This is a genomic window from Pseudomonas sp. NCHU5216, from assembly GCF_052156495.1.
Classification (GTDB): Bacteria; Pseudomonadota; Gammaproteobacteria; order Pseudomonadales; family Pseudomonadaceae; genus Aquipseudomonas.
This window is the reverse complement of the sequence record NZ_JBQLIX010000006.1, coordinates 123891-150556: the sequence shown is the minus strand read 5'-3', so window position 1 is coordinate 150556 and position 26666 is coordinate 123891. Positions and strand designations below refer to the sequence as shown.

The 26666-nt window shown below is 60.6% G+C and carries 25 protein-coding genes; 7 read left to right on the top strand and 18 right to left on the bottom strand.

Annotated features, from left to right (window positions below):
* Positions 1 to 12 precede the first annotated feature (12 nt).
* The 14 genes from ACSVIK_RS07260 to rpmH all read right to left on the bottom strand — a co-directional run bounded on the left by ACSVIK_RS07260 (position 13) and on the right by rpmH (position 12085).
* Entirely contained in the window at positions 13 to 549 is a 537-nt protein-coding gene (locus ACSVIK_RS07260; RefSeq protein ID WP_013717980.1) for a F0F1 ATP synthase subunit delta, read from the bottom strand.
* 14 nt (positions 550 to 563) lie between these two features.
* Positions 564 to 1034, bottom strand: coding sequence for a F0F1 ATP synthase subunit B (locus tag ACSVIK_RS07255; RefSeq protein WP_442443678.1), 471 nt, complete (start codon positions 1032 to 1034; stop codon positions 564 to 566).
* 56 nt (positions 1035 to 1090) lie between these two features.
* Entirely contained in the window at positions 1091 to 1348 is a 258-nt protein-coding gene (gene atpE, locus ACSVIK_RS07250; protein ID WP_003097235.1) for a F0F1 ATP synthase subunit C, read from the bottom strand.
* Positions 1349 to 1540: 192 nt separating this feature from the next.
* Positions 1541 to 2407, bottom strand: a complete 867-nt coding sequence (atpB, locus tag ACSVIK_RS07245; protein ID WP_442443677.1) for a F0F1 ATP synthase subunit A — start codon at positions 2405 to 2407, stop codon at positions 1541 to 1543.
* A gap of 17 nt (positions 2408 to 2424) precedes the next feature.
* Positions 2425 to 2829, bottom strand: coding sequence for a F0F1 ATP synthase subunit I (locus ACSVIK_RS07240; RefSeq protein ID WP_442443676.1), 405 nt, complete (start codon positions 2827 to 2829; stop codon positions 2425 to 2427).
* 159 nt (positions 2830 to 2988) lie between these two features.
* Positions 2989 to 3858: a ParB/RepB/Spo0J family partition protein gene (locus ACSVIK_RS07235; RefSeq protein WP_442443675.1), complete on the bottom strand. Its 870-nt coding sequence runs from the start codon at positions 3856 to 3858 to the stop codon at positions 2989 to 2991.
* Positions 3859 to 3869: 11 nt separating this feature from the next.
* Positions 3870 to 4658 (bottom strand): ParA family protein, encoded by a 789-nt coding sequence (locus ACSVIK_RS07230; RefSeq protein ID WP_442443674.1) that lies wholly within the window; start codon positions 4656 to 4658, stop codon positions 3870 to 3872.
* Positions 4659 to 4669: 11 nt separating this feature from the next.
* Positions 4670 to 5314, bottom strand: a complete 645-nt coding sequence (gene rsmG / locus ACSVIK_RS07225) for a 16S rRNA (guanine(527)-N(7))-methyltransferase RsmG (RefSeq protein WP_442443673.1) — start codon at positions 5312 to 5314, stop codon at positions 4670 to 4672.
* Positions 5314 to 7206 (bottom strand): tRNA uridine-5-carboxymethylaminomethyl(34) synthesis enzyme MnmG, encoded by a 1893-nt coding sequence (gene mnmG, locus ACSVIK_RS07220; protein WP_442443672.1) that lies wholly within the window; start codon positions 7204 to 7206, stop codon positions 5314 to 5316. Before mnmG ends, rsmG begins: the two co-directional genes overlap by 1 nt.
* Positions 7207 to 8012: 806 nt before the next feature.
* Positions 8013 to 9380, bottom strand: coding sequence for a tRNA uridine-5-carboxymethylaminomethyl(34) synthesis GTPase MnmE (gene mnmE, locus ACSVIK_RS07215; protein WP_442443671.1), 1368 nt, complete (start codon positions 9378 to 9380; stop codon positions 8013 to 8015).
* 157 nt (positions 9381 to 9537) lie between these two features.
* Positions 9538 to 11292, bottom strand: a complete 1755-nt coding sequence (yidC, locus tag ACSVIK_RS07210; protein WP_442443670.1) for a membrane protein insertase YidC — start codon at positions 11290 to 11292, stop codon at positions 9538 to 9540.
* A gap of 2 nt (positions 11293 to 11294) precedes the next feature.
* A complete protein-coding gene (yidD, locus tag ACSVIK_RS07205) occupies positions 11295 to 11540 on the bottom strand; it encodes a membrane protein insertion efficiency factor YidD (RefSeq protein WP_268180134.1) in 246 nt (81 codons plus the stop codon).
* On the bottom strand, positions 11533 to 11937 hold the full coding sequence (gene rnpA, locus ACSVIK_RS07200) for a ribonuclease P protein component (RefSeq protein WP_442443669.1): 405 nt from the start codon (positions 11935 to 11937) through the stop codon (positions 11533 to 11535). Before rnpA ends, yidD begins: the two co-directional genes overlap by 8 nt.
* 13 nt (positions 11938 to 11950) lie before the next feature.
* Positions 11951 to 12085, bottom strand: a complete 135-nt coding sequence (gene rpmH / locus ACSVIK_RS07195; protein ID WP_003246698.1) for a 50S ribosomal protein L34 — start codon at positions 12083 to 12085, stop codon at positions 11951 to 11953.
* A gap of 508 nt (positions 12086 to 12593) precedes the next feature.
* Between rpmH and dnaA the strand changes: the two genes are divergently transcribed.
* The 7 genes from dnaA to ACSVIK_RS07160 all read left to right on the top strand — a co-directional run bounded on the left by dnaA (position 12594) and on the right by ACSVIK_RS07160 (position 21878).
* Complete coding sequence (gene dnaA / locus ACSVIK_RS07190; RefSeq protein WP_442443668.1) at positions 12594 to 14081, top strand: chromosomal replication initiator protein DnaA; 1488 nt, start codon at positions 12594 to 12596, stop codon at positions 14079 to 14081.
* A gap of 31 nt (positions 14082 to 14112) precedes the next feature.
* Positions 14113 to 15216, top strand: a complete 1104-nt coding sequence (gene dnaN / locus ACSVIK_RS07185) for a DNA polymerase III subunit beta (protein WP_442443667.1) — start codon at positions 14113 to 14115, stop codon at positions 15214 to 15216.
* Positions 15216 to 16319, top strand: a complete 1104-nt coding sequence (recF, locus tag ACSVIK_RS07180; protein WP_442443666.1) for a DNA replication/repair protein RecF — start codon at positions 15216 to 15218, stop codon at positions 16317 to 16319. Before dnaN ends, recF begins: the two co-directional genes overlap by 1 nt.
* A gap of 4 nt (positions 16320 to 16323) precedes the next feature.
* Complete coding sequence (gene gyrB / locus ACSVIK_RS07175; RefSeq protein ID WP_442443665.1) at positions 16324 to 18744, top strand: DNA topoisomerase (ATP-hydrolyzing) subunit B; 2421 nt, start codon at positions 16324 to 16326, stop codon at positions 18742 to 18744.
* Positions 18745 to 18935: 191 nt separating this feature from the next.
* The gene (locus tag ACSVIK_RS07170; RefSeq protein WP_442443664.1) at positions 18936 to 19175 is read left to right on the top strand and encodes a type II toxin-antitoxin system RelB/DinJ family antitoxin; all 240 of its coding nucleotides are present in this window, start codon (positions 18936 to 18938) and stop codon (positions 19173 to 19175) included.
* Complete coding sequence (locus ACSVIK_RS07165) at positions 19165 to 19452, top strand: type II toxin-antitoxin system RelE family toxin (RefSeq protein ID WP_125897923.1); 288 nt, start codon at positions 19165 to 19167, stop codon at positions 19450 to 19452. Before ACSVIK_RS07170 ends, ACSVIK_RS07165 begins: the two co-directional genes overlap by 11 nt.
* Before the next feature lie 38 nt (positions 19453 to 19490).
* On the top strand, positions 19491 to 21878 hold the full coding sequence (locus ACSVIK_RS07160; RefSeq protein WP_442443663.1) for a TOTE conflict system archaeo-eukaryotic primase domain-containing protein: 2388 nt from the start codon (positions 19491 to 19493) through the stop codon (positions 21876 to 21878).
* A 439-nt stretch (positions 21879 to 22317) separates the two neighbouring features.
* Here ACSVIK_RS07160 and ACSVIK_RS07155 read toward each other — a convergent pair whose 3' ends face one another.
* The 4 genes from ACSVIK_RS07155 to ACSVIK_RS07140 all read right to left on the bottom strand — a co-directional run bounded on the left by ACSVIK_RS07155 (position 22318) and on the right by ACSVIK_RS07140 (position 26624).
* Complete coding sequence (locus ACSVIK_RS07155) at positions 22318 to 23958, bottom strand: phosphoethanolamine transferase (protein ID WP_442443662.1); 1641 nt, start codon at positions 23956 to 23958, stop codon at positions 22318 to 22320.
* A 413-nt stretch (positions 23959 to 24371) separates the two neighbouring features.
* Entirely contained in the window at positions 24372 to 25304 is a 933-nt protein-coding gene (locus ACSVIK_RS07150) for a phosphatidate cytidylyltransferase (RefSeq protein ID WP_442443661.1), read from the bottom strand.
* 1 nt (position 25305) lies between these two features.
* The gene (locus ACSVIK_RS07145) at positions 25306 to 25929 is read right to left on the bottom strand and encodes a lysophospholipid acyltransferase family protein (protein ID WP_442443660.1); all 624 of its coding nucleotides are present in this window, start codon (positions 25927 to 25929) and stop codon (positions 25306 to 25308) included.
* A gap of 89 nt (positions 25930 to 26018) precedes the next feature.
* Positions 26019 to 26624: a CDP-alcohol phosphatidyltransferase family protein gene (locus tag ACSVIK_RS07140; RefSeq protein WP_442443659.1), complete on the bottom strand. Its 606-nt coding sequence runs from the start codon at positions 26622 to 26624 to the stop codon at positions 26019 to 26021.
* Between the last annotated feature and the right edge of the window lie 42 nt (positions 26625 to 26666).

The following is a 26666-nucleotide window of genomic DNA, read 5'->3' as shown; positions in this document are numbered from 1 at the left end:
GCCCCTTCAAACTCAAGATTTCAATGCTTCGGCCAGTTTCGCGAGCTTGCCGCGAACAGAGCCATCGATTACCAGGTCGCCGGCGCGGATCAGTACACCACCGATCAGGGTGGCATCTTCCGCGGCGTGCAGACGCACTTCTCGGCCGAGCCGTGCACTGAGAACCTTGGCGAGTTTGTCTTGCTGTTCATCGCTCAATGCGAAGGCACTGGTGACATCCACGTCGATCGACTTCTCCTGCTCGGCCTTGTACAGCTCGAACAGGGCGAAGATGTCCGGCAGCAAAGCCAGACGATCGTTCTCGGCGATAACGCGGATGAAGTTCTGTGCCTGGGCGTCGAACTTGTCACCACACACCTCGTTGAAGGTGGTGGCCTTTTCTGTACTCGTCAGACGCGGGGCCTTGAGCACGCGCTGCATGGTGTCGTCGAGCGACACCGCCGCAGCCAGGCCGAGCATGGCTGACCAATTGGCCAGTTGCTGGTGGGCCTGGGCGTGCTCGAAGGCAGCCTTAGCGTAAGGTCGGGCCAGCGTGGTCAGTTCTGCCATGATCGCGCCCTCGCTTAAATTTCGGCTGCCAGTTTGTTAACCAGCTCCGCATGCGCGTTTTGGTCGATGGATGCGCCCAGGATCTTCTCCGCACCGCTGACTGCCAGGCTACCCACTTGGGCACGCAGGGCGTCTTTGATGCCGTTGATTTCCTGTTCGATCTCGGCCTGAGCCTGAGCCTTCACGCGGTCAGCTTCGACACGGGCCTGATCACGGGCTTCGTCGACGATCTGAGCAGCACGCTTATTGGCTTGCTCGATGATTTCGGCAGCCTGCCCTTTGGCTTCGCGCAGTTGCTGGGCCACTTTCTCGTGGGCCAGCTCCAGATCACGAGCCGCGCGGTTGGCAGCGTCCAAGCCGTCTGCGATCTTCTTCTGACGTTCCTGCAAAGCCGTAATGACCGGAGGCCACACGTACTTCATGCAGAACAGCACGAAGATGAAGAAGGCAACGGACTGGCCTATCAGGGTTGCATTAATGTTCACGCCAACACCTCGCTCGTTCGTTGTCCGTCACACCAATTCACTCGAAAACGAGTGAATCAGCCTGCGATTTGACCAACGAAGGGGTTCGCGAAGGTGAAGAACAGTGCGATACCAACACCGATCATGGTCACGGCGTCCAGCAGACCGGCGACGATGAACATCTTGACCTGCAGCATGGGAACCATTTCCGGTTGACGCGCAGCGCCTTCCAGGAACTTGCCACCCAGCAGACCGAAACCGATGGCGGTACCCAGGGCACCCAGGCCGATCAGCAGTGCAACGGCGATAGCGGTCAAACCAACTACAGTTTCCATTTTTCCTCCCGACTTACAGTCGTATTGGTTAGGTTTTTGTTGAAGCGGTAAAGCGAAATCGTTGTTACTGGATCTTGCTCCCCTCGCCCGGTTGGGGGAGAGGGGTTGGGGGAGAGAACCATGGCATCAACCGGCCCCCTCTCCCACCCTCTCCCACGAGTGGGAGAGGGTCATCAGATACGCTACGCGCTCTTAATGGTTGTCTTCATGCGCCATCGACAGGTAGACGATGGTCAGCATCATGAAGATGAACGCCTGCAGCACAATGATCAGGATGTGGAAGATGGCCCAGGCCAGCTGCAGCACACCGCCCAGACCACCCAGCAGCATGCCGCCGCTGTACATGATGGCGATCAGGATGAAGATCAGTTCGCCGGCATACAGGTTGCCGAACAGTCGCAGTGCCAGGGAAACCGGCTTGGCGATCAAAGTGACGAACTCGAGCAGGAAGTTCACCGGAACCAGCAGGATCTTCACGGCAATGTTCTTGCTGCTGAACGGATGTAGCGTCAGTTCGCCGAGGAAGCCGCCAACACCCTTGACCTTGATGCTGTAGAACAGGATCAGGCCGAACACCGACAGGGCCAGGCCCAGGGTGGCGTTCGGGTCGGTGGTCGGTACCACGCGGAAATACAGGTGCGGATCGCCCATGATAGTGGCAGCCAGCATCGGCAGCCAGTCAACCGGCAGCAGGTCCATGAAGTTCATCAAGAAGACCCAGACGAAGATGGTCAGGGCCAGCGGAGCGATCAGCGGGTTACGCCCGTGGAAGGTGTCTTTGACGCTGCCATCGACGAACTCGACCAGCACTTCGACGAAGTTCTGCAGACCGCCCGGCTGGTCGGAAGTCGCTTTGCGCGCCGCCAGACGGAACAGAAGGATGAAGATCAGGCCGAGAACCACCGACACCGCCAGGGTGTCTACGTGGAAGGCCCAGAAGCCCATTTCTTTGGCTTCCTGTGCGGTGTGGGCGAAACTCCAGCCATTCACCGGATGCTGACCATAGGTCAGGTTCGTCAGGTGGTGCTGGATGTAACCCGAAGCGGTATCTGCTGCCATTATTTGCCCCGAACGCTTTAAGGTCTTGAAAATTTCGTTATCAGCAGCGGTGCGAACCAGCTGACCATCAGGGTCAGCAGGTAGACACCGAACAACATCGGTGCCTCCAGCGGTTTCACACCCGCAAACGCCAGTGCGAAGAGCACGAACGTCAGAATCAGTTTTCCTGCCTCGCCCGCATAAAAAGATCGGACGATTTCCCGCGCTGCCCGCGCTCCACTGAATCGGAACGCCTTGTGGGCGAAATACAGATTCGGCAACCAGGCGATCAGTCCGCCCAGCAACGCCGAATATCCGGCGACGCTACCACGCCATTGCCAGCACGCCGCAGCGGCCAGCAGCAGGACGATGAGTTGGGCCACCAACACCGGAAAGACCGGCAGACGATGGAAGGGCAGGCGCTTTGGCATGCGGCGTTCCATCAACGGGTGTCCTCGTCTATCGACCGCTTTAACTCAATGAATTGGCATAAAAAGTGCCAACAAAATTGCGCGCAGAGTATAGGGGGCCTATCCCCCCCATTCAACCGTCGGGTAGTGTTTTCCGACCGTGCGCTACAAGACCAGATGTGGCGAATTGTTTCAGCGGATATGAGCGAGAACGCCCTGCAATTCGTCGAGGGAGTTGTAGCGGATGACCAACTGGCCCTTGCCCTTGGCCCCGTGTTTTATCTGCACTGGCGAGCCCAGACGCTCTGCCAGGCGCTCTTCGAGGCGGCTGATGTCCGGGTCGGGCTTGGCCTTGGTCGGTGCCGGTTTGGCACTCAGCCACTGGCGCACCAGGGCTTCGGTCTGGCGCACGGTGAGGCCGCGTGCGACAACATGTCGCGCAGCCTCGACCTGCTGTTCGGGGGGTAAACCGAGCAGGGCACGAGCATGACCCATCTCCAGATCGCCATGGGCGAGCAGGGTCTTGATCTCTTCCGGCAGGGCGATCAGGCGCAGCAGGTTGGTGATGGTGACGCGGGACTTGCCCACGGCATCGGCGACCTGCTGCTGAGTCAGCTCGAACTCCTGCTGCAGGCGCTGCAGGGCGATGGCTTCCTCGATGGGGTTGAGGTCTTCGCGCTGGATGTTCTCGATCAGCGCCATGGCGATGGCGGCTTCGTCGGGCAGCTCGCGCACCATGGCCGGGATCTTGTCCTGGCCGGCCAGTTGGCTGGCGCGCCAGCGCCGTTCACCGGCGACGATCTCGAAGCGCCCTTCACCGATGGGGCGCAGCACGATGGGCTGCATCACGCCCTGGGCGCGGATGGAAGCAGCGAGTTCTTCCAGGGCAGTCTGATCCATGTCGCGACGCGGCTGGTACTTGCCGCGCTGGATCAGCTCCAGGGGCACGTATTGCAGCTCACGGGTGTCGACCTGGGCGGCCTCTTCCTGCAGCGCACTGACGGTGTTGCCACCGAGCAGGGCGTCCAGACCTCGACCCAGACCTCGTTTCTTCGCAGCCATGCGGATGTTCCTTAAGCGGTAGCGGTTTTCGCGGCGGCACGCTGACGGCGCACCAGCTCGCCGGCCAAGGCCAGGTAGGCGATGGCTCCACGGGATTGTTTGTCATAGACCAGCGCCGGCATGCCGAAGCTCGGGGCTTCGGCGAGGCGCACGTTGCGCGGGATCACGGCGTCGTACAGCTTGTCGCCGAAGTGCTCCTTGAGCTGAGCCGTGACGTCGTTGGTCAGGCTGATGCGCGGGTCGTACATGGTACGCAGCAGACCTTCGATCTGCAGCTTGGGATTGAGCAACTGGGCGATACGCTGAATGCTGTTGACCAGGTCGGACAAGCCCTCGAGCGCGTAGTACTCGCACTGCATGGGGATGATCACGCCATCGGCGGCGACCAGGGCGTTGATGGTCAGCATGCTCAGCGACGGTGGGCAGTCGATGAGGATGTAATCGTAGTTCTCGCGGATCGGCGCCAGGGCATAACGCAGGCGGCTCTCCTTCATCTTCATTTCCAGCAGGGCGACTTCGGCGGCGGTGAGGTCGCGGTTGGCCGGCAACAGCTGGTAGCCACCGTGCTCGGAGAACTGCATGGCCTGGCCCAGGTCGCACTCACCGATCAGCACGTCGTAGATCGAGTGCTCCAGGCCGTGCTTGTCCACACCACTGCCCATGGTGGCGTTGCCCTGCGGGTCGAGGTCGATCAGCAGCACACGGCGCTTGGTCGCCACCAGTGAAGCAGCCAGGTTGATGCACGTCGTGGTTTTGCCCACGCCACCTTTCTGGTTGGCGATCGCGAATACCTTGGCCATCTTCTTTCCCCCTAGACCGAGCGACGCAGTATCAACAGATGGCGCTGACCTTGGCAACCGGGAACCCGCAACACGTGCGTGGCACTGAGACGGAAGTCCGCTGGCAGCGCCTGCAGCTCGTCATCCGGGTGCACGCCCTTCATCGCCAGCCAGTGGGTGTCGGCATTGCCGAGGTGACGCGTCCAGTCGCTGAAATCCTCCAGGCTGCTGAAGGCGCGTGAGCTGATGCCGTCGAATGGCTGCTCGGGGCGATAGGCCTCGACCCGGCTGTGAACCACTTCGAGGTTGGCCAGTTTCAGCTCCAGTTTCACCTGCACCAGAAACCGGGTCTTCTTGCCGTTGGAGTCGAGCAGGGTGAAATGGCGCTCGGGGAACATGATGGCCAGCGGCACGCCAGGCATGCCGCCACCGCTGCCGACGTCCAGCCAGTTATCCCCACGCTCGGCGACGAAGGGCACCACCGACAGACTGTCGAGCAGATGGCGCGACACCATTTCATCGGGGTCACGCACAGCGGTGAGGTTGTAGGCCTTGTTCCACTTGATCAGCAGGCCCAGGTAGGCGAGCAGTTGTTCCTGCTGCTGGGCGCTGAGCTCGATACCGAGTTCACGGGCACCCTGCAGCAGTTCTTCGGCGTGACGCTGGCTGACCGACATCAGGCGCTCTGCTCCAGCTTCTGTCCGGCACTGCGCTTCTTCAGATGAATCAGCAACAGGGAAATCGCCGCCGGCGTGACGCCGGGGATGCGCCCGGCCTGGCCGAGGGTGGCCGGGCGGGTGTTGCCCAGCTTGAACTGGATTTCCTTGGACAGGCCGGAAATCGCCGCGTAGTCCAGATCCTCGGGCAGTTTGGTGTCCTCACTGGCACGCAGTTTGGCGATCTCGTCCTGCTGACGGTCGATGTAGCCAGCGTACTTGGTCTTGATCTCCACCTGCTCGGCCACCTGGTTATCCACAGGCGGCGCCTCGGTCACTTCGGCCAGGGTGGCGTAGTCGATCTCCGGGCGAGCCAGCAGGTTGAGCAGGTTGTATTCATGCGTCAGCGGCGTGCCGAAACGCGCGGCGATGGCATCGCCCTGCGGCGTGCCCGGACGCACCCAAGTGCTCTTCAGGCGCTGTTCTTCCTGCACGATACCTTCGCGCTTGGCCTCGAAAGCGGCCCAGCGCTCATCGTCCACCAGGCCCAGTTCGCGGCCCTTCTCGGTCAGGCGCAGATCGGCATTGTCCTCGCGTAGGATCAGCCGGTATTCGGCGCGCGAAGTGAACATGCGGTACGGCTCTTGGGTGCCCAGGGTGATCAGGTCGTCCACCAATACGCCGATGTAGGCCTCGTCGCGACGTGGGCACCAGGCCTCCTTGCCCTGTGCACGCAGCGCGGCGTTGCAGCCAGCCAGCAGGCCCTGAGCGCCGGCTTCTTCGTAGCCGGTGGTGCCGTTGATCTGACCGGCGAAGAACAGCCCGCCGATGACCTTGGTTTCCAGGCTGTACTTGAGGTCGCGCGGGTCGAAGTAGTCGTACTCGATGGCGTAGCCTGGGCGCATGATGTGCGCGTTCTCCATGCCACGGATGCTACGCACCACCTGCAGTTGCACGTCGAACGGTAGCGAGGTGGAAATCCCGTTGGGGTACAGCTCGTGGGTGGTCAGGCCTTCCGGCTCGATGAACACCTGGTGGCTGTCCTTGTCGGCGAAGCGGTGGATCTTGTCCTCGATCGACGGGCAGTAACGCGGGCCGACGCCTTCGATCATCCCCGAGTACATCGGCGACCGGTCGAGGTTGGCGGCGATGATCTCGTGGGTGCGGGCGTTGGTGTGGGTGATCCAGCAACTGATCTGGCGTGGTTGATGTTCACGCTTGCCGAGGAAGGACATCAGCGGCGTCGGGGTGTCACCCGGCTGCTCGCTCATCACCGAGAAATCCACGGAGCGGCCATCGATACGCGGCGGGGTGCCGGTCTTCAGCCGGCCGACACGCAGCGGCAGCTCACGCAGGCGATGGGCCAGAGCGATCGAGGGTGGGTCACCGGCACGGCCGCCGGAGTAGTTCTGCATGCCGATGTGGATAAGTCCACCGAGGAAGGTACCTGTGGTCAACACCACGGAATCCGCATGGAATCTGAGGCCCATCTGAGTGACCACGCCTTTGACTTCGGCGTTTTCCACAATCAGGTCATCGGCTGCCTGTTGAAAAATCCACAGGTTGGCCTGGTTTTCCAGAATTTCACGCACTGCGGCCTTGTACAGCACTCGGTCAGCCTGGGCGCGAGTGGCGCGCACGGCCGGGCCTTTGCGGCTGTTGAGAATGCGGAACTGAATGCCGCCCTTGTCGGTAGCGGTGGCCATGGCACCGCCGAGGGCATCGATTTCCTTGACCAGGTGGCTCTTGCCGATACCGCCGATGGCCGGGTTGCAGCTCATCTGCCCGAGAGTCTCGACATTGTGGGTAAGCAGCAGGGTCTTCACGCCCATGCGTGCTGCAGCCAGGGCTGCCTCGGTGCCGGCATGACCGCCGCCGATCACGATCACGTCAAAACGGGAAGGGAAATCCACCACGCACCTCGTGCCTGTTGAGAAGGGGTCTGAAAGAAAGGCGGCAAGTATAGGGACTTCAGCCTGCTGAATGAAGCCTTCTGCACAAAAAATAGCCAATCGGTCAGTGATTCCCGCCCTCCTGAACACCGTTACCTGATCACCTTGTGCCTGGGAAAATGCGCTCAGGCTTATAAAGAATAGAAAGAGAGAATTTTTATAAAGCTTGTTCTTTATGTTTATGTATAGAGCAAGCCTTTTCTGTGGATAAACATCTATAAGCCTTGCCATTGCTGGTGTACAGCCAATGATAAGCCTGTGTCGTTCCTGCTGGGTTCCACTGAGGAAGCTGCTGAACCACTGTGGATGGAAGTGCTGGTTACCCACAGGGGTGGTTACGCCCAGCTTTGTCATAGGGTTATGGGCAGGGTTCAGGGGCGGTTTTCCACAGGGTTTATTTTGGCCTGAATAACTCGACGAAACTCCTGGTGGGCACTGATCGACCTGAGTTCGGGGCATGCTTGGAAAGCCTGCGGATTTGCATGAGTAGGCAATCGCCACACTCATCTGGTGGCTACGCCGGTTAGCGGGGTGAGCCGTTGTAGGGGGCTAAATGGATAAGTCAGCTCGGTTGGCAGGCCGGCGTACTGCTTCGCGAACGGTACGGGGCCTGGTACGCCCCACGGGCGCTAGGAGCGGATTTATCCGCGAGAGAGTTGTGCACTCTAGACAGCAGACATCGCCAATGAAGTAGCTCCTACCGGCACCCAAGCTGTGGATAAGCGCAGCCTAGTGGGTTGTAGCAGGTGGTATTGAACCTGCTGCCTTCATTTGCCGATGCAGAAGCTGGAGAAGATGCGCCCCAGCAGATCGTCGGAGCTGAAGGCGCCGGTGATCTCGCCCAGGGCCTGCTGGGCGAGGCGCAGGTCTTCGGCCAGTAGTTCGCCGGCGCCCATCAGGGTGAGCTGGTTGCGGCCGTGCTCGAGGAACTGCTCGGCCTGGTGCAAGGCCTCCAGGTGACGACGGCGGGCGCTGAAACCGCTTTCGGCGGTCTGTTGATAACCCATGCAGGCTTTCAGGTGTTCACGCAGCAGTTCCAGGCCTTCGGCGGACTTGGCCGATAGGCTGAGGGTGACGTGGCCATCGGCGCTGGTCTGCAATCCGACCGTCTCGCCGGAGAGATCAGCTTTGTTGCGTATCAGGGTGACCCGCGCCGGATCTGGGCGCTGTTCGAGGAACTCCGGCCACAGGGCAAAGGGGTCGGCGGCTTCCGGTGCGGTGGAGTCCACCACCAGCAGCACGCGATCGGCCTCGCCGATGGCCTTGAGCGCGCGCTCCACGCCGATTCTTTCCACCTGATCCTGGGTATCGCGCAGCCCGGCGGTGTCGACCACGTGCAGCGGCATGCCGTCGATGTGGATATGTTCGCGCAGCACGTCACGGGTAGTGCCGGCGATATCGGTGACGATGGCCGCTTCACGCCCGGCCAGGGCGTTGAGCAGGCTGGATTTGCCGGCATTGGGCCGGCCGGCGATGACCACGGTCATGCCGTCACGGAGCAGGGCACCCTGACCGGCTTCGCGCAAGACTGTGGATAAGTCGGCGCGCACGCCGTCGAGCTGGCTCAGCACATGGCCATCGGCGAGGAAGTCGATTTCTTCCTCGGGGAAGTCGATGGCGGCTTCGACATAGATGCGCAGCTGGATCAGCGATTCGGTCAGCGCATGAACGCGTTTGGAGAACTCGCCCTGCAGCGAGCGCAATGCATTGCGTGCGGCCTGTTCGGAGCTGGCCTCGATCAGGTCGGCGATGGCTTCGGCCTGGGCGAGGTCGAGCTTGTCGTTGAGGAAGGCGCGTTCGCTGAACTCGCCGGGGCGAGCCAGGCGCGCGCCCAGTTCCAGGCAGCGGCGCAGCAAGAGGTCGAGCACCACCGGGCCGCCATGACCTTGCAGTTCCAGCACGTCTTCGCCGGTGAAGGAGTGGGGGCCTGGGAAGTAGATGGCCAGGCCTTCGTCCAGGGGTTGCTGCTGCTCGCCATGGAAGGGGCCGTGATGGGCGAAGCGGGGTTTCAGCTCACGCTTGCAGATGGCCTGAGCCAGTTGCCCGGCCAGCGGCCCGGACACGCGCACGATGCCCACGCCCCCGCGACCCTGGGCGGTGGCAACGGCGGCGATGGTGTCTCGGGCGTGATTCATGGCGTTTTACTCGATCTGTACGGGGCTGTAGGCGCGAGGGGACGCCTGGTAAATCTGGTAGAGATTCGCGAGCAGAGCTCGCTCCTACGACAAATGCCTGGATAGCAAAACGCCCCAATCATGGGGCGTTTGCTTGATGCTTGGAAGCATTGGCCAATCAGGCGTTGGCTGCCTTGGTGGCCGCAGTGATCTTGCGGGTAATGTACCACTGCTGGGCGATGGACAGGCAGTTGTTCACCACCCAGTACAGCACCAGACCCGCCGGGAACCACAGGAAGAAGAAGGTGAAGATGATCGGCATCAGCTTCATCACGCGCGCCTGCATGGGATCCGGTGGCGTCGGGTTGAGCTGCTGCTGGATGAACATGGTGGCGCCCATGATGATCGGCAGGATGAAGAACGGATCCTTGATCGACAGGTCGGTGATCCACAGCAGCCACGGAGCCTGACGCATCTCCACGGATTCCAGCAGTACCCAGTACAGCGCGAGGAATACCGGCATCTGCACCAGGATCGGCAGGCAGCCGCCGAGCGGGTTGATCTTCTCTTTCTTGTACAGCTCCATCATCGCCTGGGACATCTTCTGGCGATCATCACCGTACTGTTCCTTGAGCGCCTGCAGCTTCGGCGATACGGCGCGCATGCGCGCCATGGAACGGTAGCTGGCAGCCGACAGCGGGAAGAAGATGGCCTTGATGATGATGGTCAGGAAGATGATCGACCAACCCCAGTTACCCACCAGGCCATGGATCACTTCCAGCAGCCAGAAGATCGGTTGAGCGAGGAACCACAGCACGCCATAGTCGACGGTCAGCTCCAGGCCCGGCGACAGGCTGCCAAGGTATTCCTGCAGTTTCGGGCCAGCATAGAGCACCGCGCCCACTTCGCCCTTGGAGCCGGGGGCGACCTGCACGGTAGGGCCAGTGAAGCCGACGATGTAGTTGCCTTGGCTGTCCTTGCGGGTCTGGATCAGGTTGGTGCTGTCCTTCGATGGCACCCAGGCGGTGACGAAATAGTGTTGCAGCCAGGCTACCCAGCCTCCTTGCACGGTTTCCTTGAAGCTGTGCTTGTCGATGTCTTTCATCGACAGCTTCTTGTACGGCTCGTCCGGCGTCCACACGGCGGCGCCCAGGTAGGTGGCGGTGCCAGTTGCAGTGGTGGAGGACGGGTCTTTGCTGTTGTCACGCTTGAGCTGGGCGAACAGGTTGCCGCTCCAGGTCTGGTCGCTCTGGTTGTCGATCAGGTACTGCACGTCGACTTGATAGGAGGACGGGTCGACACAGCCCGGCTTCTTCAACTGCTGTTCACGCGCCGAGCACTGCGGGTTGAGGCCACGCTTGAAGCTGAAGCGCTTGATGTAGTGGACACCGTCTTCGCTGTAGGTCAGATCCACCACCAGCTTGTCCTGGCCTTCGGCCAGTTGGTAGTTGTGCTTCTCGCTGGACCACAGGGCGCGACCGCTGGACTTGTCCGGCGCGTCCTGGCCGATCAGGCCGCTCTGCGCCAGGTAGGTGCGCTCGCTGCCGTTGTCGAACAACTGGAAAGGTACGTCCGGGCGATCCTGGCGGCGCGGATACTGCGGCAGGCGCAGTTGCACGATATCGCCGCCACGCGGGTCGATGGCCAGTTCGAGCACGTCGGTCTTGACGTGAATCAGCTCGTCACTGCTGGCCTTGGTCGGCGCAACGGCGGCGGCGCTGGGTTCTGCCACGGCAGTGGGGATGTCGTCGCTACCAGCGGCTGCGTTGTTCGGTGCATCCGGCAGGTCAGGCGTGGCAGCGGAGGAAGACTGCGTCTGCGCCTGTGTTTGCGCCGGCAGGGCGGCCTGGCCGTAGTCCTGGTTCCATTGCAGGACCATCAGGTAGGACACGACTGCCAGGGCGACGATCAGGATCGAACGTTGGATATCCATGATTATTCGGCCATCGAAGGGGAACGGGATGTTTTCGCGGGTGGAACCGGATCAAAGCCGCCGGGATTCCAGGGATGGCAGCGGCCCAGCCGGCGTGCAGCCAGCCAGCCGCCACGGACGAGGCCATGTTGCTCGATGGCTTCGTAGGCGTAACAGGAACAGCTTGGGTAGAAGCGGCAATGGCTGGCCATCAGAGGGCTGATGGCGTAGCGGTAGACCTGAATGCAGGCGAGAGCCACTTTACGCATGAGGATGGTCGCTTGTCCCGGAGGGCGCTTGTGCGTCGCGACTGGGTCGGCTACGAGCCAGGCGTTTCCAGAGTTTGCCGAACTGCTGAGCGAGTTCGCCATTGTCCAGATCGCCTAGCCCTTTGCGCGCGACCACCACGATGTCCCAGCCGGTCAGGTTGTCCTGATTGAGACGAAAGGACTCGCGGATTTGACGCTTGATGCGGTTGCGCTCGACAGCGAGCTTGACACTCTTCTTGCCGATCACCAGACCAAGACGGGGATGATCGAGCTCGTTGTCGCGCGCCAGCAGCAGGACACTTTTGCCCGGAGCTTTGCCGCTTGGGGAGTCGAAGACTGCCTTGAATTGCCGGGGGGTCAGCAGGCGCTTTTCCCGGCCGAAGCCTCGACTCACCACCTGTCTGGATGAATTAGACAGTCAGGCGCTTACGGCCCTTGGCGCGACGACGCGACAGGACGGCGCGGCCGTTCTTGGTGGCCATACGGGCACGGAAACCGTGGGTGCGAGCGCGCTTGATGGTGCTGGGTTGGAAAGTGCGTTTCATGGTGCGTTACCTGGGTGATCGACTAGGGCCGGTATGGCCCCCGTTTTAAGAGACCGGCGATTGTAGAGAAAGCCGTGGGTCAGGTCAATTTCCAACCAACCTTTTGTCCGACTAATAAAGAAGAAGAGAAGAAATCTTTAAAGATCCTTTTCTGTTCTTATGATGATTAGCTCGGTGCCTATCTGTGGACAAGCCAGGCAAGCCCCTGTCGGGCCTGGGCTGTGCGTGATGATAAGACTGTCCACAAGCAGTGGTCTGGCTGTGTGGGTGCTGCGCAAAGCTTGAGGATAAAAGGCGGTTTTACCCACAGCCTGGTTGTGCCCAGGGTTTTGCGCAGCCTTGTCCCAAGACTTGTCGGGCTGTTATCCACAAGGTTCAGCTACATCCTCTAACGCTGTTAAGGCTTTGATTTTACTTGGCCATTATCGCCGGGCGGTGTGGATAACTCGATCACTGGAGGCTACAATGGGCGCTTGTTTCGCATCGCCGCTCTGGTAGGGGATAGTCAGTGTCAGTGGAACTATGGCAGCAATGCGTCGAGCTTCTGCGCGACGAATTGCCCGCTCAGCAATTCAACACCTGGATCCGTCCTCTGCAGGTAGAAGCCGAAGGCGATGAGCTGCGCGTTTATGCGCCGAATCGCTTCGTCCTCGATTGGGTCAACGAGAAGTATCTGAGCCGTCTGCTGGAGCTCCTTGGTGAGCGTGCTGGTGGCCTGGTGCCTGCGCTTTCCCTGTTGATCGGCAGCAAACGGGCAGCCACCGCGCGCGTCGCGCCGACCGCGCCTCTGCCTGCTGCAGCCCGTGCCGCTCAGGTTCAGGCCGCCGCCGTCAGCAAGCCGGTGCCTCCGCCCGTGCAGGCGGAACCGTCGCGGGCCAGCTTCGATTCCATGGCCGGTTCGGCGCCGCAACCGCCAGCACCCGCCGTGGCGCCGCGCGCCGAACGTACCGTGCAGGTTGAGGGGGGGCTCAAGCACACCAGCTACCTCAACCGCACCTTTACCTTCGACAACTTCGTCGAGGGCAAGTCGAACCAGTTGGCGCGCGCCGCTGCCTGGCAGGTGGCGGACAATCCCAAGCACGGCTACAACCCGCTGTTCCTTTATGGTGGCGTGGGTCTGGGCAAGACTCACCTGATGCACGCGGTGGGCAATCACCTGCTGGCGAAGAATCCCAATGCCAAGGTGGTGTACCTGCACTCCGAGCGTTTCGTCGCCGACATGGTGAAAGCGCTGCAGCTCAACGCCATCAACGAATTTAAGCGTTTCTACCGTTCGGTGGACGCGCTGCTGATCGATGACATTCAGTTCTTCGCCAAGAAGGAGCGCTCCCAGGAGGAGTTCTTTCACACCTTCAATGCGTTGCTCGAAGGTGGCCAGCAGGTGATTCTCACCAGCGACCGCTACCCCAAGGAAATCGAGGGCCTGGAAGAGCGCCTGAAATCGCGCTTCGGTTGGGGCCTGACCGTGGCTGTGGAACCGCCGGAGCTGGAAACCCGCGTAGCGATCCTGATGAAGAAGGCCGATCAGGCCAAGGTGGATCTGCCGCACGATGCCGCGTTCTTCATCGCCCAGCGCATTCGCTCCAACGTGCGTGAGCTGGAGGGCGCGCTGAAGCGGGTGATCGCCCACTCGCACTTCATGGGCCGCGACATCACCATCGAGCTGATCCGCGAGTCGCTGAAGGATCTGCTGGCTCTGCAGGACAAGCTGGTGAGCATCGACAACATTCAGCGCACCACGGCCGAGTACTACAAGATCAAGATTTCCGATCTGCTGTCCAAGCGCCGCTCGCGCTCCATCGCGCGGCCGCGTCAGGTGGCCATGGCGTTGTCGAAAGAACTGACCAACCATAGCCTGCCGGAGATCGGTGTGGCGTTCGGCGGTCGTGATCACACCACGGTATTGCACGCATGCCGTAAGATTGCTGAACTTAGGGAATCCGACGCGGATATCCGCGAGGACTACAAGAACCTGCTGCGTACCCTGACTACCTGATTCGCAGCTCCACGAGGCAAGGGACTAGACCATGCATTTCACCATTCAACGCGAAGCCCTGTTGAAACCCCTGCAACTGGTCGCCGGTGTCGTGGAACGACGCCAGACGCTGCCGGTTCTGTCCAACGTCCTGCTGGTGGTCGAAGGCCAGCAGCTTTCGCTTACCGGTACCGACCTGGAAGTCGAGCTGGTGGGGCGCGTGATGCTGGAAGATGCCGCCGAACCAGGCGAAATCACCGTACCGGCACGCAAGCTGATGGATATCTGCAAAAGCCTGCCGAGCGATGCAGTGATCGACATTCGCGTCGATGACCAGAAGCTGTTGGTCAAGGCGGGTCGCAGCCGCTTCACCCTGTCGACCCTGCCGGCCAACGATTTCCCCACCGTGGAAGAAGGCCCGGGCTCGCTGACCTTCAACCTGCCGCAAGCCAAGCTGCGTCGTCTGATCGAGCGCACCAGCTTCGCCATGGCGCAGCAGGACGTGCGTTACTACCTCAATGGCATGCTGTTGGAAGTACAGAGCGGCATGCTGCGCGCCGTGGCCACCGACGGTCACCGCCTGGCCATGTGTTCCATGGAGGCGGCCATCCAGCAGGACGGCAAGCACCAGGTCATCGTACCGCGCAAAGGTATTCTCGAACTGGCGCGTCTGCTCACCGAGCAGGACGCCGAAGTCGCCATCGTGCTGGGCCAGCATCACATTCGCGCCAACACTGGCGAGTTCACCTTCACCTCCAAGCTGGTCGACGGCAAGTTCCCCGACTACGAGCGCGTACTGCCGCGTGGTGGTGACAAGCTGGTACTGGCGGATCGTCAGGGCCTGCGTGAGGCCTTCAGCCGCACGGCGATTCTCTCCAATGAGAAGTACCGCGGTATTCGTCTGATGCTGGCGGCCGGTCTGCTGAAAATCCAGGCCAACAACCCGGAGCAGGAAGAAGCCGAGGAAGAAATCGTTGTCGACTACAACGGCGGCGGCCTGGAGATCGGCTTCAACGTCAGCTACCTGCTGGATGTATTGGGCGTGATGGGTACTGAGCAGGTGCGCCTGATCCTCTCCGACTCCAACAGCAGCGCCCTGCTGCAGGAAGCCGACAACGACGATTCCGCTTATGTTGTCATGCCGATGCGTCTTTAATGTCCCTCAGCCGCATCATGGTCACCGCGGTGCGTAATCTGCACCCGGTGACCCTCTCCCCCTCCCCCCGCATCAACATCCTTCACGGCGCCAACGGCAGCGGCAAGACCAGCCTTTTGGAAGCTATTCATCTGCTTGGCCTCGCCCGCTCCTTCCGCAGCACACGCCTGCAGCCTGTCATTCATTACGAACAACCCGCCTGTACCGTTTTCGGCCAGGTGCAGTTGGCTGGGGGTGGCTCCAGCAACCTGGGGATTTCTCGTGATCGCCAGGGCGAACTGCAAATTCGCATTGATGGGCAGAACGCTCGCAGCGCTGCCCAGCTTGCCGACCTGTTACCGATGCAGTTGATCAACCCGGACAGTTTTCGCTTGCTGGAGGGCGCGCCGAAGATTCGTCGACAGTTTCTCGATTGGGGTGTGTTCCACGTGGAACATCGCTTTCTCGGTGCCTGGCAGCGCTTGCAGAAAGCCCTCAGGCAGCGGAACTCGTGGCTGCGCCATGGTACACTAGACGGTGCTTCGCAGGCCGCGTGGGATCGCGAGTTGTGCAGTGCGAGCGAGGAAATCGACGCTTACCGCAGAGCCTATATCCAGGCGTTGAAACCGGTATTTGAGAGCACCCTCGGCGAGCTGCTGCAGTTGGATGGTTTGACGCTGAGTTACTACCGCGGGTGGGACAAGGAACGAGAGCTGAGCGATGTGCTCGCTTCATCCCTGCTCCGTGATCAACAGCTCGGGCACACCCAGGCCGGACCTCAGCGCGCCGATTTGCGTCTGCGTCTGGCGGGGCATAACGCGGCAGAAATTCTGTCGCGAGGACAACAGAAATTGGTGGTGTGCGCGTTGCGCATTGCCCAGGGCCACTTGGTCAACGAAGCCAAGCGCGGCCAGTGTATCTATCTGGTGGACGACCTACCGTCGGAACTGGATGAACAGCATCGTCAGGCGTTGTGCCGGTTGCTGGAAGATTTGCACTGCCAGGTGTTCATCACCTGTGTGGATCATGAATTGTTGAGGGAAGGCTGGCAAACGGATACGCCGGTTGCCATGTTCCACGTGGAACATGGCCGTATCACCCAGACCCAAGACCATCGGGAGTGAAGGCATGAGCGAGAACCAAACGTACGACTCCTCCAGCATCAAGGTGCTGAAAGGACTGGATGCCGTACGCAAACGTCCCGGGATGTACATCGGTGACACTGACGATGGCAGTGGTCTGCACCACATGGTGTTCGAGGTGGTCGACAACTCGATCGATGAGGCGCTGGCCGGATATTGCAGCGAAATCACCATCACCATCCACCCGGATGAATCGATCAGCGTGCGTGACAACGGCCGCGGCATTCCGGTGGACATCCACAAGGAAGAAGGCGTTTCGGCAGCCGAGGTCATCATGACCGTGCTGCACGCCGGCGGTAAGTTCGACGACAACAGCTATAAGGTATCCGGCGGCCTGCACGGCGTGGGTGTGTCGGTGGTCAACGCGCTCTCCAAGGAGCTGGTGCTGACCATTCGCCGCAGCGGCAAGATCTGGGAACAGACCTACGTGCATGGAGTACCGCAAGCGCCTCTGACCGCCGTCGGCGACACCGAGGGTACCGGCACGCAGATTCATTTCAAACCGTCCGAAGAGACCTTCGCCAACATCCATTTCAGCTGGGACATCCTGGCCAAGCGCCTGCGCGAGCTGTCCTTCCTCAACTCCGGTGTGGGCATCCTGCTGCGTGACGAGCGCAGCGGCAAGGAAGAGCTGTTCAAGTACGAGGGCGGCCTCAAGGCTTTCGTCGAGTTCCTCAACACCAACAAGACCGTGGTCAACCAGGTATTCCACTTCAACATCCAGCGCGAAGAAGACGGCGTGGGTGTGGAAGTGGCCCTGCAGTGGAACGACAGCTTCAACGAAAACATCCTCTGCTTCACCAACAACATCCCGCAGCGTGACGGTGGTACCCACCTGGCAGGCTTCCGCTCTGCCCTCACCCGCCACCTGAACAACTACATCGAGCAGGAAGGCCTGGCCAAGAAGTTCAAGGTCAGCACCACCGGTGACGATGCTCGTGAAGGCCTCACCGCAATCATTTCGGTCAAGGTTCCGGATCCTAAATTCAGCTCGCAGACCAAGGACAAGCTGGTTTCCAGCGAGGTGAAAACCGCTGTCGAGCAGGAAATGGGCAAGTACTTCGCCGACTTCCTGCTGGAAAACCCCAACGAAGCCAAGGCCGTGGTCGGCAAGATGATCGACGCCGCCCGCGCCCGTGAGGCCGCGCGCAAGGCTCGGGAAATGACCCGTCGCAAGGGCGCCCTGGACATCGCCGGCTTGCCCGGCAAACTGGCCGACTGCCAGGAAAAAGACCCGGCTCTGTCCGAACTCTACATAGTGGAGGGTGACTCCGCGGGCGGTTCTGCCAAGCAGGGCCGTAACCGCAAGACCCAGGCCATCCTGCCGCTCAAGGGCAAGATCCTCAACGTCGAGAAGGCACGTTTCGACAAGATGCTCTCTTCTCAGGAGGTGGGCACCCTGATCACCGCGCTGGGCTGTGGTATCGGGCGTGAGGAATACAACATCGACAAGCTGCGTTACCACAACATCATCATCATGACCGATGCTGACGTCGACGGTTCGCACATCCGTACCCTGCTGCTGACCTTCTTCTTCCGTCAGTTGCCGGAACTGATCGAGCGTGGCTACGTCTACATCGCTCAGCCGCCGCTGTACAAGGTCAAGCGCGGCAAGCAGGAGCAGTACATCAAGGACGACGAGGCCATGGACGAATACATGACCCAGTCGGCCCTGGAAGACGCCAGCCTGCACGTCAACGAGAACGCCCCGGGCCTGTCCGGCGGCGCGCTGGAAAAGCTGGTCGGCGACTACCGCCGCGTGATGAAGACCCTGGATCGCCTGTCGCGCGTCTACCCCAAGGACATCACCGAGCACTTCGTCTACCTGCCGAGCATCGGTCTCGAACAACTGGCCGACCACGCCGGCATGCAGGCCTGGCTGGAGCGCTTCAACGCGCGCCTGAAGGCCACTGAGAAGTCTGGCCAGACCTACACCGCCAGCCTGCGTGAAGACCGCGAGCGCCACGTCTGGCTGCCGGAGGTGGAGTTCAAGGCCCATGGCCTGTCCAACTACACCACCTTCAACCGCGACTTCTTCGGCAGCAACGACTACAAGACCGTCACGGCTCTGGGCGACCAACTGAACAACCTGCTGGAAGAAGGCGCCTACGTGCAGCGTGGTGAGCGCAAGAAGCCGGTCAGCACCTTCAAGGAAGCCCTGGATTGGCTGATGCACGAAAGCACCAAGCGTCACAGCGTGCAGCGCTACAAAGGTCTCGGCGAGATGAACCCGGATCAACTCTGGGAAACCACCATGGATCCGGAAGTGCGACGCATGCTCAAGGTCACCATCGAGGACGCCATCGCCGCCGACCAGATCTTCAACACCCTGATGGGCGATGCCGTGGAGCCGCGCCGCGACTTTATCGAGTCCAACGCCCTGGCGGTGTCGAACCTGGACTTCTGATGCGCTCCGCGCGGCATCGATGAAGTACCAAACCCCGGCCTGAGTGCCGGGGTTTTTATTGCACTCAGGCGACTCAGTGACTTCACCAGCATTGGGTCGCTACTCGCCACCAAGCGAAATATCGATGAACGATTGCCAACGACTTTTAGGGCTGTCATCGTAAAGACGAATGTCTTTACAGGAATCAGCAAATGGCCTCTATCAACATCCGCATCGACGATGAACTGAAAGAGCGAGCTTACCGGGAACTGGAAAAGCTCGGTGTCACACCTTCCGAGCTGATGCGCCAAACCTTGCAATATGTCGCCGAGCGCGGCCAGTTGCCCTTTCGTCCGGTGTTGTTGACCGAGGAGGACGAGACTTTGATCGCCACCGTTCGCGAACGCCTCGAAACACCTCAGAGGGTGAAGGTCTCGCTGGATGACCTATAGCCTCGAATTCGATGCGAGGGCACTGAAGGAGTGGCACAAGCTGGGCGACACCGTTCGCGAGCAGCTCAAGAAAAAGCTCGCGGAGGTGTTGGTCAATCCGCGCGTTGAGGCAAATCGCCTTCACTCACTTCCCGACTGCTACAAGATCAAACTGCGCAGCAGCGGTTATCGCCTGGTGTACCAGGTGATCGACCATGAGGTGGTGGTGTTTGTCGTGGCCGTGGATCGGCGTGATCGCGAGCAGGCCTATCGCAAGGCCGCTGAGCGGCTCAAATAACGCGCTGCCTGCGTCAGACAGAATTGGGTTTCGATGCGATGAGTGATGACGATCTGGTTGAGCAACTGCGGGCTGAGAATGCTCGCCTGATCGCATTGCTGGAAACGCATGGCATTGAGTGGCGGCTACCGGCTGAGCTGCCAAAGCCTGAGCATGCCTTGGCTCTGCCACCGCTAGTCCCGGTTCTGGATACCAATGAGAAGCTGGCGCTGTTCAAGCGCCTGTTCCGGGGGCGAGCTGATGTCTTTTCTTTGCGTTGGGAAAGCAAGGCCGGCAAGTCCGGCTATTCACCCGCATGTGCGAATGAATGGCGCCCAGGTGTGTGCGAGAAGCCCAAGATTAAATGTGGCGATTGCTCGTACCGGCAGTTGCTGCCTCTGACCGACCAGGTGCTTTACAAGCATTTGGCAGGAGAAATTGTCGTCGGTGTTTACCCACTGCTGCCGGATGACACCTGCTACTTCCTGGCGGTGGATTTTGATGAAGCCGACTGGCGTGAGGATGTCACGGCGTTTGCCCAGTCATGTCGTGAGTTGGGTGTGCCAGTTGCGGTGGAGGTTTCCCGCTCCGGCAACGGTGCCCATGCCTGGATATTCTTCGAGCACAGCGTTCCTGCGTCTGAGGCACGTCTGCTTGGTTCCGCGATCATCAGCCATACCTGTGAACGTACCCGGCAGCTGACGCTGGGCTCTTACGACCGGCTGTTTCCAAACCAAGACAGCATGCCCAAGGGTGGCTTCGGAAACTTGATTGCTTTGCCCTTGCAGAAGCGAGCCCGCGCTCTGGGCGGCAGTGTTTTTGTCGATGAGACGCTCGTGCCCTATCCCGATCAGTGGGCATTTCTGGCCAGTGTTCAACCCATGCAGATGAGGGACATTGCGCCAACAACTCTGCGAGCCAGTGGCGGTCGTCATCCGCTGGATGTTGCTGATCTAAAAGATGATGAAAGCGGGAAGCCCTGGCAGCGCACGTCGGAAAAGACTCAGAAACTAACCTGCCCATTGCCCACGTCGGTGAGCGTGACCCTGGCCAACCAGATCTATTTCAGCAAGTCCGAACTACCCCAGCCATTGGTCAACAAGCTCATTCGGCTGGCGGCATTTCAGAATCCCGAATTCTATAAGGCTCAGGCCATGCGCCTGCCGGTATGGAATAAGCCCCGGATCATCGGCTGTGCCGAAAACTATCCGCAGCACATTTCCCTGCCGCGAGGATGCCTGGATGACGTCCGGGCACTGTTGGGTGAAAACAAGATAGGGCTGGTGCTGCATGATGAGCGCTTCGCTGGAGAGCCCATCGATGTCCGCTTTGTGGGAACGCTACGTTCGGATCAGGAGGCTGCACTGGCGGGTATGCTGGGGCACGACACCGGCATCCTCTGCGCGCCGACTGCATTCGGCAAAACTGTCACTGCGGCTGCCCTCATTGCTCAGCGTGGCGTGAACACGTTGATGCTGGTTCACCGCACGGAATTGCTCCAGCAATGGAAGGAACGGTTACAGGCATTTCTGGGGGCAGACAAGAAGACTGTCGGCAGCATCGGTGGAGGTAAGGCCAAGCCGACCGGCATAATCGATGTGGCGGTCATGCAGTCGCTATCGCGGCAAGGTGAGGTCAGCGAACAGGTAAAGAACTACGGGCAAATCATCGTGGATGAATGCCATCACCTTTCGGCGTTTTCGTTTGAGGCCCTTCTCAAGGCTGCCCCTGCGAGATACGTGCTGGGGCTGACCGCAACGCCCATCCGGCGCGACGGCCAACAGCCGATTATTTTCATGCAGTGCGGGCCGATTCGGCATACCGCATCAAGACCTGAGAGCGCTCCTGCTGAGTTGATGGTGATCCCTAGGTGGTTGCCCCGTTCGATCCTTATGCCAGAAGGCTCTGGTATTCAGGATGTCTTCTTGCAGGTGTGCAGCGATGTGGAGCGGACAGACAAGATTGTGGCTGAGGTCGAAGCCGCTTTGGGGGAGGGGAGAAAGATTCTGCTGCTGACGGAGCGAACGGATCACCTCAGTTCCATTGAGGAGAGGCTGGTTAGGCGCGTCGAAAACCTGTTTACCCTGCATGGGCGGATGTCCAAGAAGCAACGTGCTGCGTTAATCGGCGAGCTGGAAGCGCTGTCTCCCGATGCACCCAGGGTGATCCTGGCCACGGGGAAACTGGTCGGTGAGGGATTCGATCATCCTGCGCTGGATACCCTGGTACTGGCGATGCCGGTGTCCTGGAAGGGCACTCTTCAGCAGTATGCAGGTCGCCTGCATCGGGAGCATTCAGATAAGGCGGATGTTCGCATCATCGATTTCATCGACTTCGGACATCCAGCCTTGCTGCGTATGTGGAGCAAGCGCCAGGCTGGTTACAAGGCAATGGGCTATGAGCTCGCTGATTCATCCAGCTCGATAGAGCTTCTGCCGCAGGAATGAAAGGCCTTGAAACCTGCGAAGGATAGGGATTCCGCTAAGCCAGGAACCCGCTACGCTGCGTTCAATTGACGAATTGGCAATCCGTTCAGCCCAGTGCCCGCGTGGCTTAGTGGCAGCGGTTTGTCAGGCTTGTAGTGCCCGGAAGGCAGGGCGTACGGGAAATGCCATTTATTCCGGTCATTTCGACGGAAAATGCCACTTTATGTGGCTCAATCATGCCAATAATGGTGCCCATTTTTAACGTAACTCATTTATTTTTATAGGGCGGTGAATGCCACGTTTATAGCCCGTCGACACGCTAAGCGCACATTCAGTTCGCCAGAATGGGTAAATCCAGCGTTTCGCTAGGTTTTTTTACCTAACCGATAGCTAGCGCCTCTTATGAGGTGCAATCCAAGTGGCTTACCGTATCTGAGGTTATGCCCTACTTCCCTACCCTTTAGCCAACACCGTGGCCTTTCCGGCAGCCCGCGAACAGGTCGAGGTTGCGTTGGTATTCGCGGGTTTCCACTTGCAGCAGGCCGAGCATGGAGTGGAACAGATTGTCCTGGCTGTAGGCCTGGCCACTGGCATTGCGCAGGCAGTTCTGGTCGAGTGCGAAGTCCTGCCGGTAGCCATCGGAGAACCACATCAGCATCGGTATGTGGGTTTGCGCTGGCGGGGCCAGGGCGTAGGGTGTGCCGTGCAGATAGAGGTTGTACTCGCCCAGGGACTCGCCATGGTCGGAAAGGTAGATGAGGCCGGTGTCGATCCGCTTCGACTGGGCGCGCAGGTTGTCGATGGCACTGGCCAGCACATGGTCGGTATAGCCGATGGTGTTGTCGTAGGCGTTGATGATGTCCTGTTGCGAGCAGTCATTGAGAGCATTGCTGGCACAGATCGGCGAGAAGCGTTGGAATGCCTGCGGGTAGCGTTTGAAGTAGTCGGGGCCGTGGCTGCCCATCTGGTGCAGGATCAGGACGTTGTCACCCTGCAGGTTGTTCAGGTACTGCTGTAGGCCATCGACCAGAATGGCGTCATGGCATTCGCCATCAGCGCAGAAGCGGGCGTCTGCCGCTTCGCGCAGACTGTGATGCTCGACGCGGTCGCAGGTGCCCTTGCAGCCGGACTGGTTGTCCAGCCATGCGACCTTCAGGCCGCTCCGCTGAAGGAGGTCGAGCAGGCCGTCCTGATGTTCAGCGACTGCCGCTTTGTAATCGCTGCGGCTCATCCGCGAGAACATGCAGGGCACCGATACGGCGGTTTCGGTGCCGCATGAGGTCACCTGAGGAAAGCTCAGCAGGCCGGTCTCTCGGGCTAATTCTGGTGTGGTGTCACGAGGGTAGCCGAGCACGCCAAAATGGTCGGCACGGGCGCTCTCGCCGATCACCAGTACGGTCAGCGATGGGCGCCGATGCTGCTGCCAGGCGCTGCTGCGGTGGGCGTCTTGGCCAATCGTCTGCCAGGGCTTGGTATCGCTTACCAGGCTGTCGCGTGCAAAACCGTAAGCCGCCGCGAGGTAGTTGCTGGGCACGGCCAGCAGGCGCAGTTCATGGTGGTTGCGTAGTAGCGAGGCTAATCCCTGATACTGCGTCAGAGCCACGCCGAGCAGCATGCTGGTAGCCACGACAGCCATAGCGACGCGGCTCACCAGGCCGCGCAGGGCACTGCTGCGCTGTGCCAAAGGCAGTTTGTAAAGCACGAACGAAGGCAGAACCCCTAGCAGCAGGAGATAGCCGACGAGCTTCCACGACATTAGGTCGCGTACTTCGTTGGCATCGGTTTGCGCCACGTTACGCAGCATGTCGCGGTCGAGCAGGACGCCGTACTGCTGCATGAAGTACAGGGTCGCTGCGCTGCCGATGAAGAGCGTGATCAGAAGCGGCTTGAGCAGATGGCGGCTGGAGAAGAGCAACAGCACCAGGGAGAAGATTGCCCAGAGCATGGCACCGAACCCTAAGCGCAGTGGCCAGGCGTCGTTGCCCCCGCCGAGGATATCGCTCAGGTGCCGCCACAACGGCTGGTTGTAGAACAGCACCAGTACGGCCGCTGCCACGGGTGCCAGAAACTCGGGATGAATGCGACTGCGTACGCCGGACATCTGCGCTCTGCCTTTTCTGGTTGATCGACGACGGAGAGGTGCCGTCATGAGGCGCAGAATAGTTGGGCGTTTGTCGAAAAAGCGTGAAGCCGCAGATGGGAAATATCAGATCGATGCCGAGCGCGATGACTGTCTCTATGGCAAAAGGCTTACACGGCGAAGCGCAACGGGCCTCTGCCCTCGCCTGCGAACCCTGGCTAATCTACACACACCTGCCGGGAATTGGATGTCCCGGGTCAAGGAAGACAGACCGCGCTAGGATGGCAAACGACAGGATGTCGGAAGGTCTTAAAAAACCCGCTTCGGCGGGTTTTTTGTTGCCTGCCATCCCTGGCGGCAACCCTTAGGGCCATCGCAAGCGATGTCAAAAATCGTTCCTGACGATTTTTTGTTGCCTGCGAAAAAGTGGGCCATCAGGCCCACCAGTAACGCACCAGGTGGAAGAACACCGGGGCGGCGAAACACACCGAGTCCAGGCGGTCGAGCATGCCACCATGGCCTTCGATCATGTGGCCCCAGTCCTTTACCCCACGGTCGCGCTTGATCGCCGACATCACCAGGCCACCGGCAAAGCCCAGCAGGCATACCAGCAGGGCGAACAGTGCGGCCTGCCAGAAGGCGAACGGGGTGATCCAGCACAGCAGCGCGCCGATCAGTGTGGCCAGCGCCACGCCGCCGATAAAGCCCTCCACGGTCTTGGAGGGCGACAGGTTGGGGGCGATCTTGCGCTTGCCGAACAGCTTGCCGCAGACGTACTGCAGCACGTCGGAGATCTGCACGACGATGATCAGCCAGGCGATCAGCAGCAGGTTGCGGCCTTCATAACCTGGGATATCCAGGGTCAGCAGCGCCGGCACGGCAGAGATGCAGAACACGGCGATCATCAGCCCCCACTGCACCTTGGCCGCGCGTTCCAGGTAACGCGTGGTATCGCCGCCCAGCGAGGCGAGGATCGGTAGCAGCAGGAACAGGTAGACCGGAATGAAGATGGCGAACAGCCCGTACCAGCCGAATGCGATCAGCAGGTACTGCATCGGCAGGGCGAAGTAGAAGGCCGCCACCAGCGCGGGATAATCGCTGCGCCGGGTCGGCGCCAGGGTCATGAATTCGCGCAGGGCGTAGAAGGAGACGAAGTAGAACAGCAGGATCACGCCGTTGTTGCCGAACAGGAAGGCGATGCCGATGACCAGCACCATCACCCACCAGGCGTTGATGCGCGCGTTGAGGTTGTCGACCACCGGGCTGGGCGCATCGCCGCTGCGCTTCTTGAGGATGAAACCGATCAGGCTGGCAAGCAGCAGCAGGGCACCGATACCAGCGAACAGCAGCAGGGTATTGCGATCCATCTCAGACCTCCTTGGGTGCCAGGGCCAGCAGGGCGTTGCGTGCCCGTTCGAGGAAGGCTTCCTTGCCCTCCCCCTCGATGCGCTGCAGTGCGGCGCCGAAGCTCAGGGTGCACAGCAGCGGTAGCGGCAGCGCCCTGCCCTTGGGCATCACCCGGTTGAGGTTGGCGATCCATACCGGCACCAGTTCCACCTCCGGGCGCGCCTGCGCCAGGTGGTAGAGGCCGCTCTTGAACGGCAGCAGTGGCTCGTCGCCAAGGTTGCGGGTGCCCTCGGGGAAGATGATCAGTGAATCGCCGCCGTCCAGCGCATCGAGCATCGGCTGCAAGGGATTGACGCCTTGCTCCTTGCGCTCGCGATCGACCAGCACACCATTGAATACGCGGTTGATCAGGAAGCTGCGCAGGCCCGGCTTCTGCCAGTAGTCGGAACCGGCCACCGGCCGGGTGCGCTTGCGCATCTGCGCCGGCAGCGAGGCCCAGAGCAATACGAAGTCACCATGGCTGCTGTGGTTGGCGTAGTACAGGCGTTGCGTGGCCTGTGCCGTGCTGCCTAGCCAGAGGGCGCGAGCCCCGGTCAGCAGACGCGCGGCCGAGGTAATGGCGAAGGCGGTAAAGGCGGCGAACATGACGACTCCTTACTCAAGGGGGTGATGAGGCAGCAAGGGGAACGGAGGAACCTGAATCGTGATGGCTATGCATGGATTCCAGGCGCTAGTCACGCCGTCTCGGCCAGCCCATGGCGGACGCGGTTATAGAGGGTGTAGAGCAGCAGCGCCAGGATCAGCAGCAACAGGGCGTTGATCCACGGTGCCGTGAGCAGGCCGCTGGCGACGCCGGCGCCGAGTACGCCGAAGCAGAAGGCGCGGTCGCTCTTGCCCATCGGCCCGTCATAGTGCCTAGAGGCACCGATCATGGGGCCTAGCACGCCGGCGTATTCGCTGATCACCGCCAGCAACACCACGACTACCACCAGCAGCGGCGAGACGCCGGGCAGCAGGGCGAAAGGCAGATACAGGGCGCTGTCGGCGATCACGTCGCAGAGTTCGTTGAGGTAGGCGCCAAGCTTCGACTGTTGGCCGAACTCGCGTGCGAGCATGCCGTCGACGGCGTTCAAGGCCATGCGCAGCAGCATCCACAAGGGAAGCAGGGCGAACAGCCAGGTGACGCCACTGAAGGCGGCGAGCAAGGCGCCGAGCAATACCGAGAGGATGGCCGCGCAGAGGGTCACCTGATTGGCGGTGGTGCCTCGTGCATGCAGGCGTTGCACGCCAGGGCGCAGCAGGTTCTGGAAGGCGGGTTTGAGCTGGTAGATAGAGGGCATGCTGCATTCCTTGTCATGGCGACCGACGACCCCCCAGAGGTC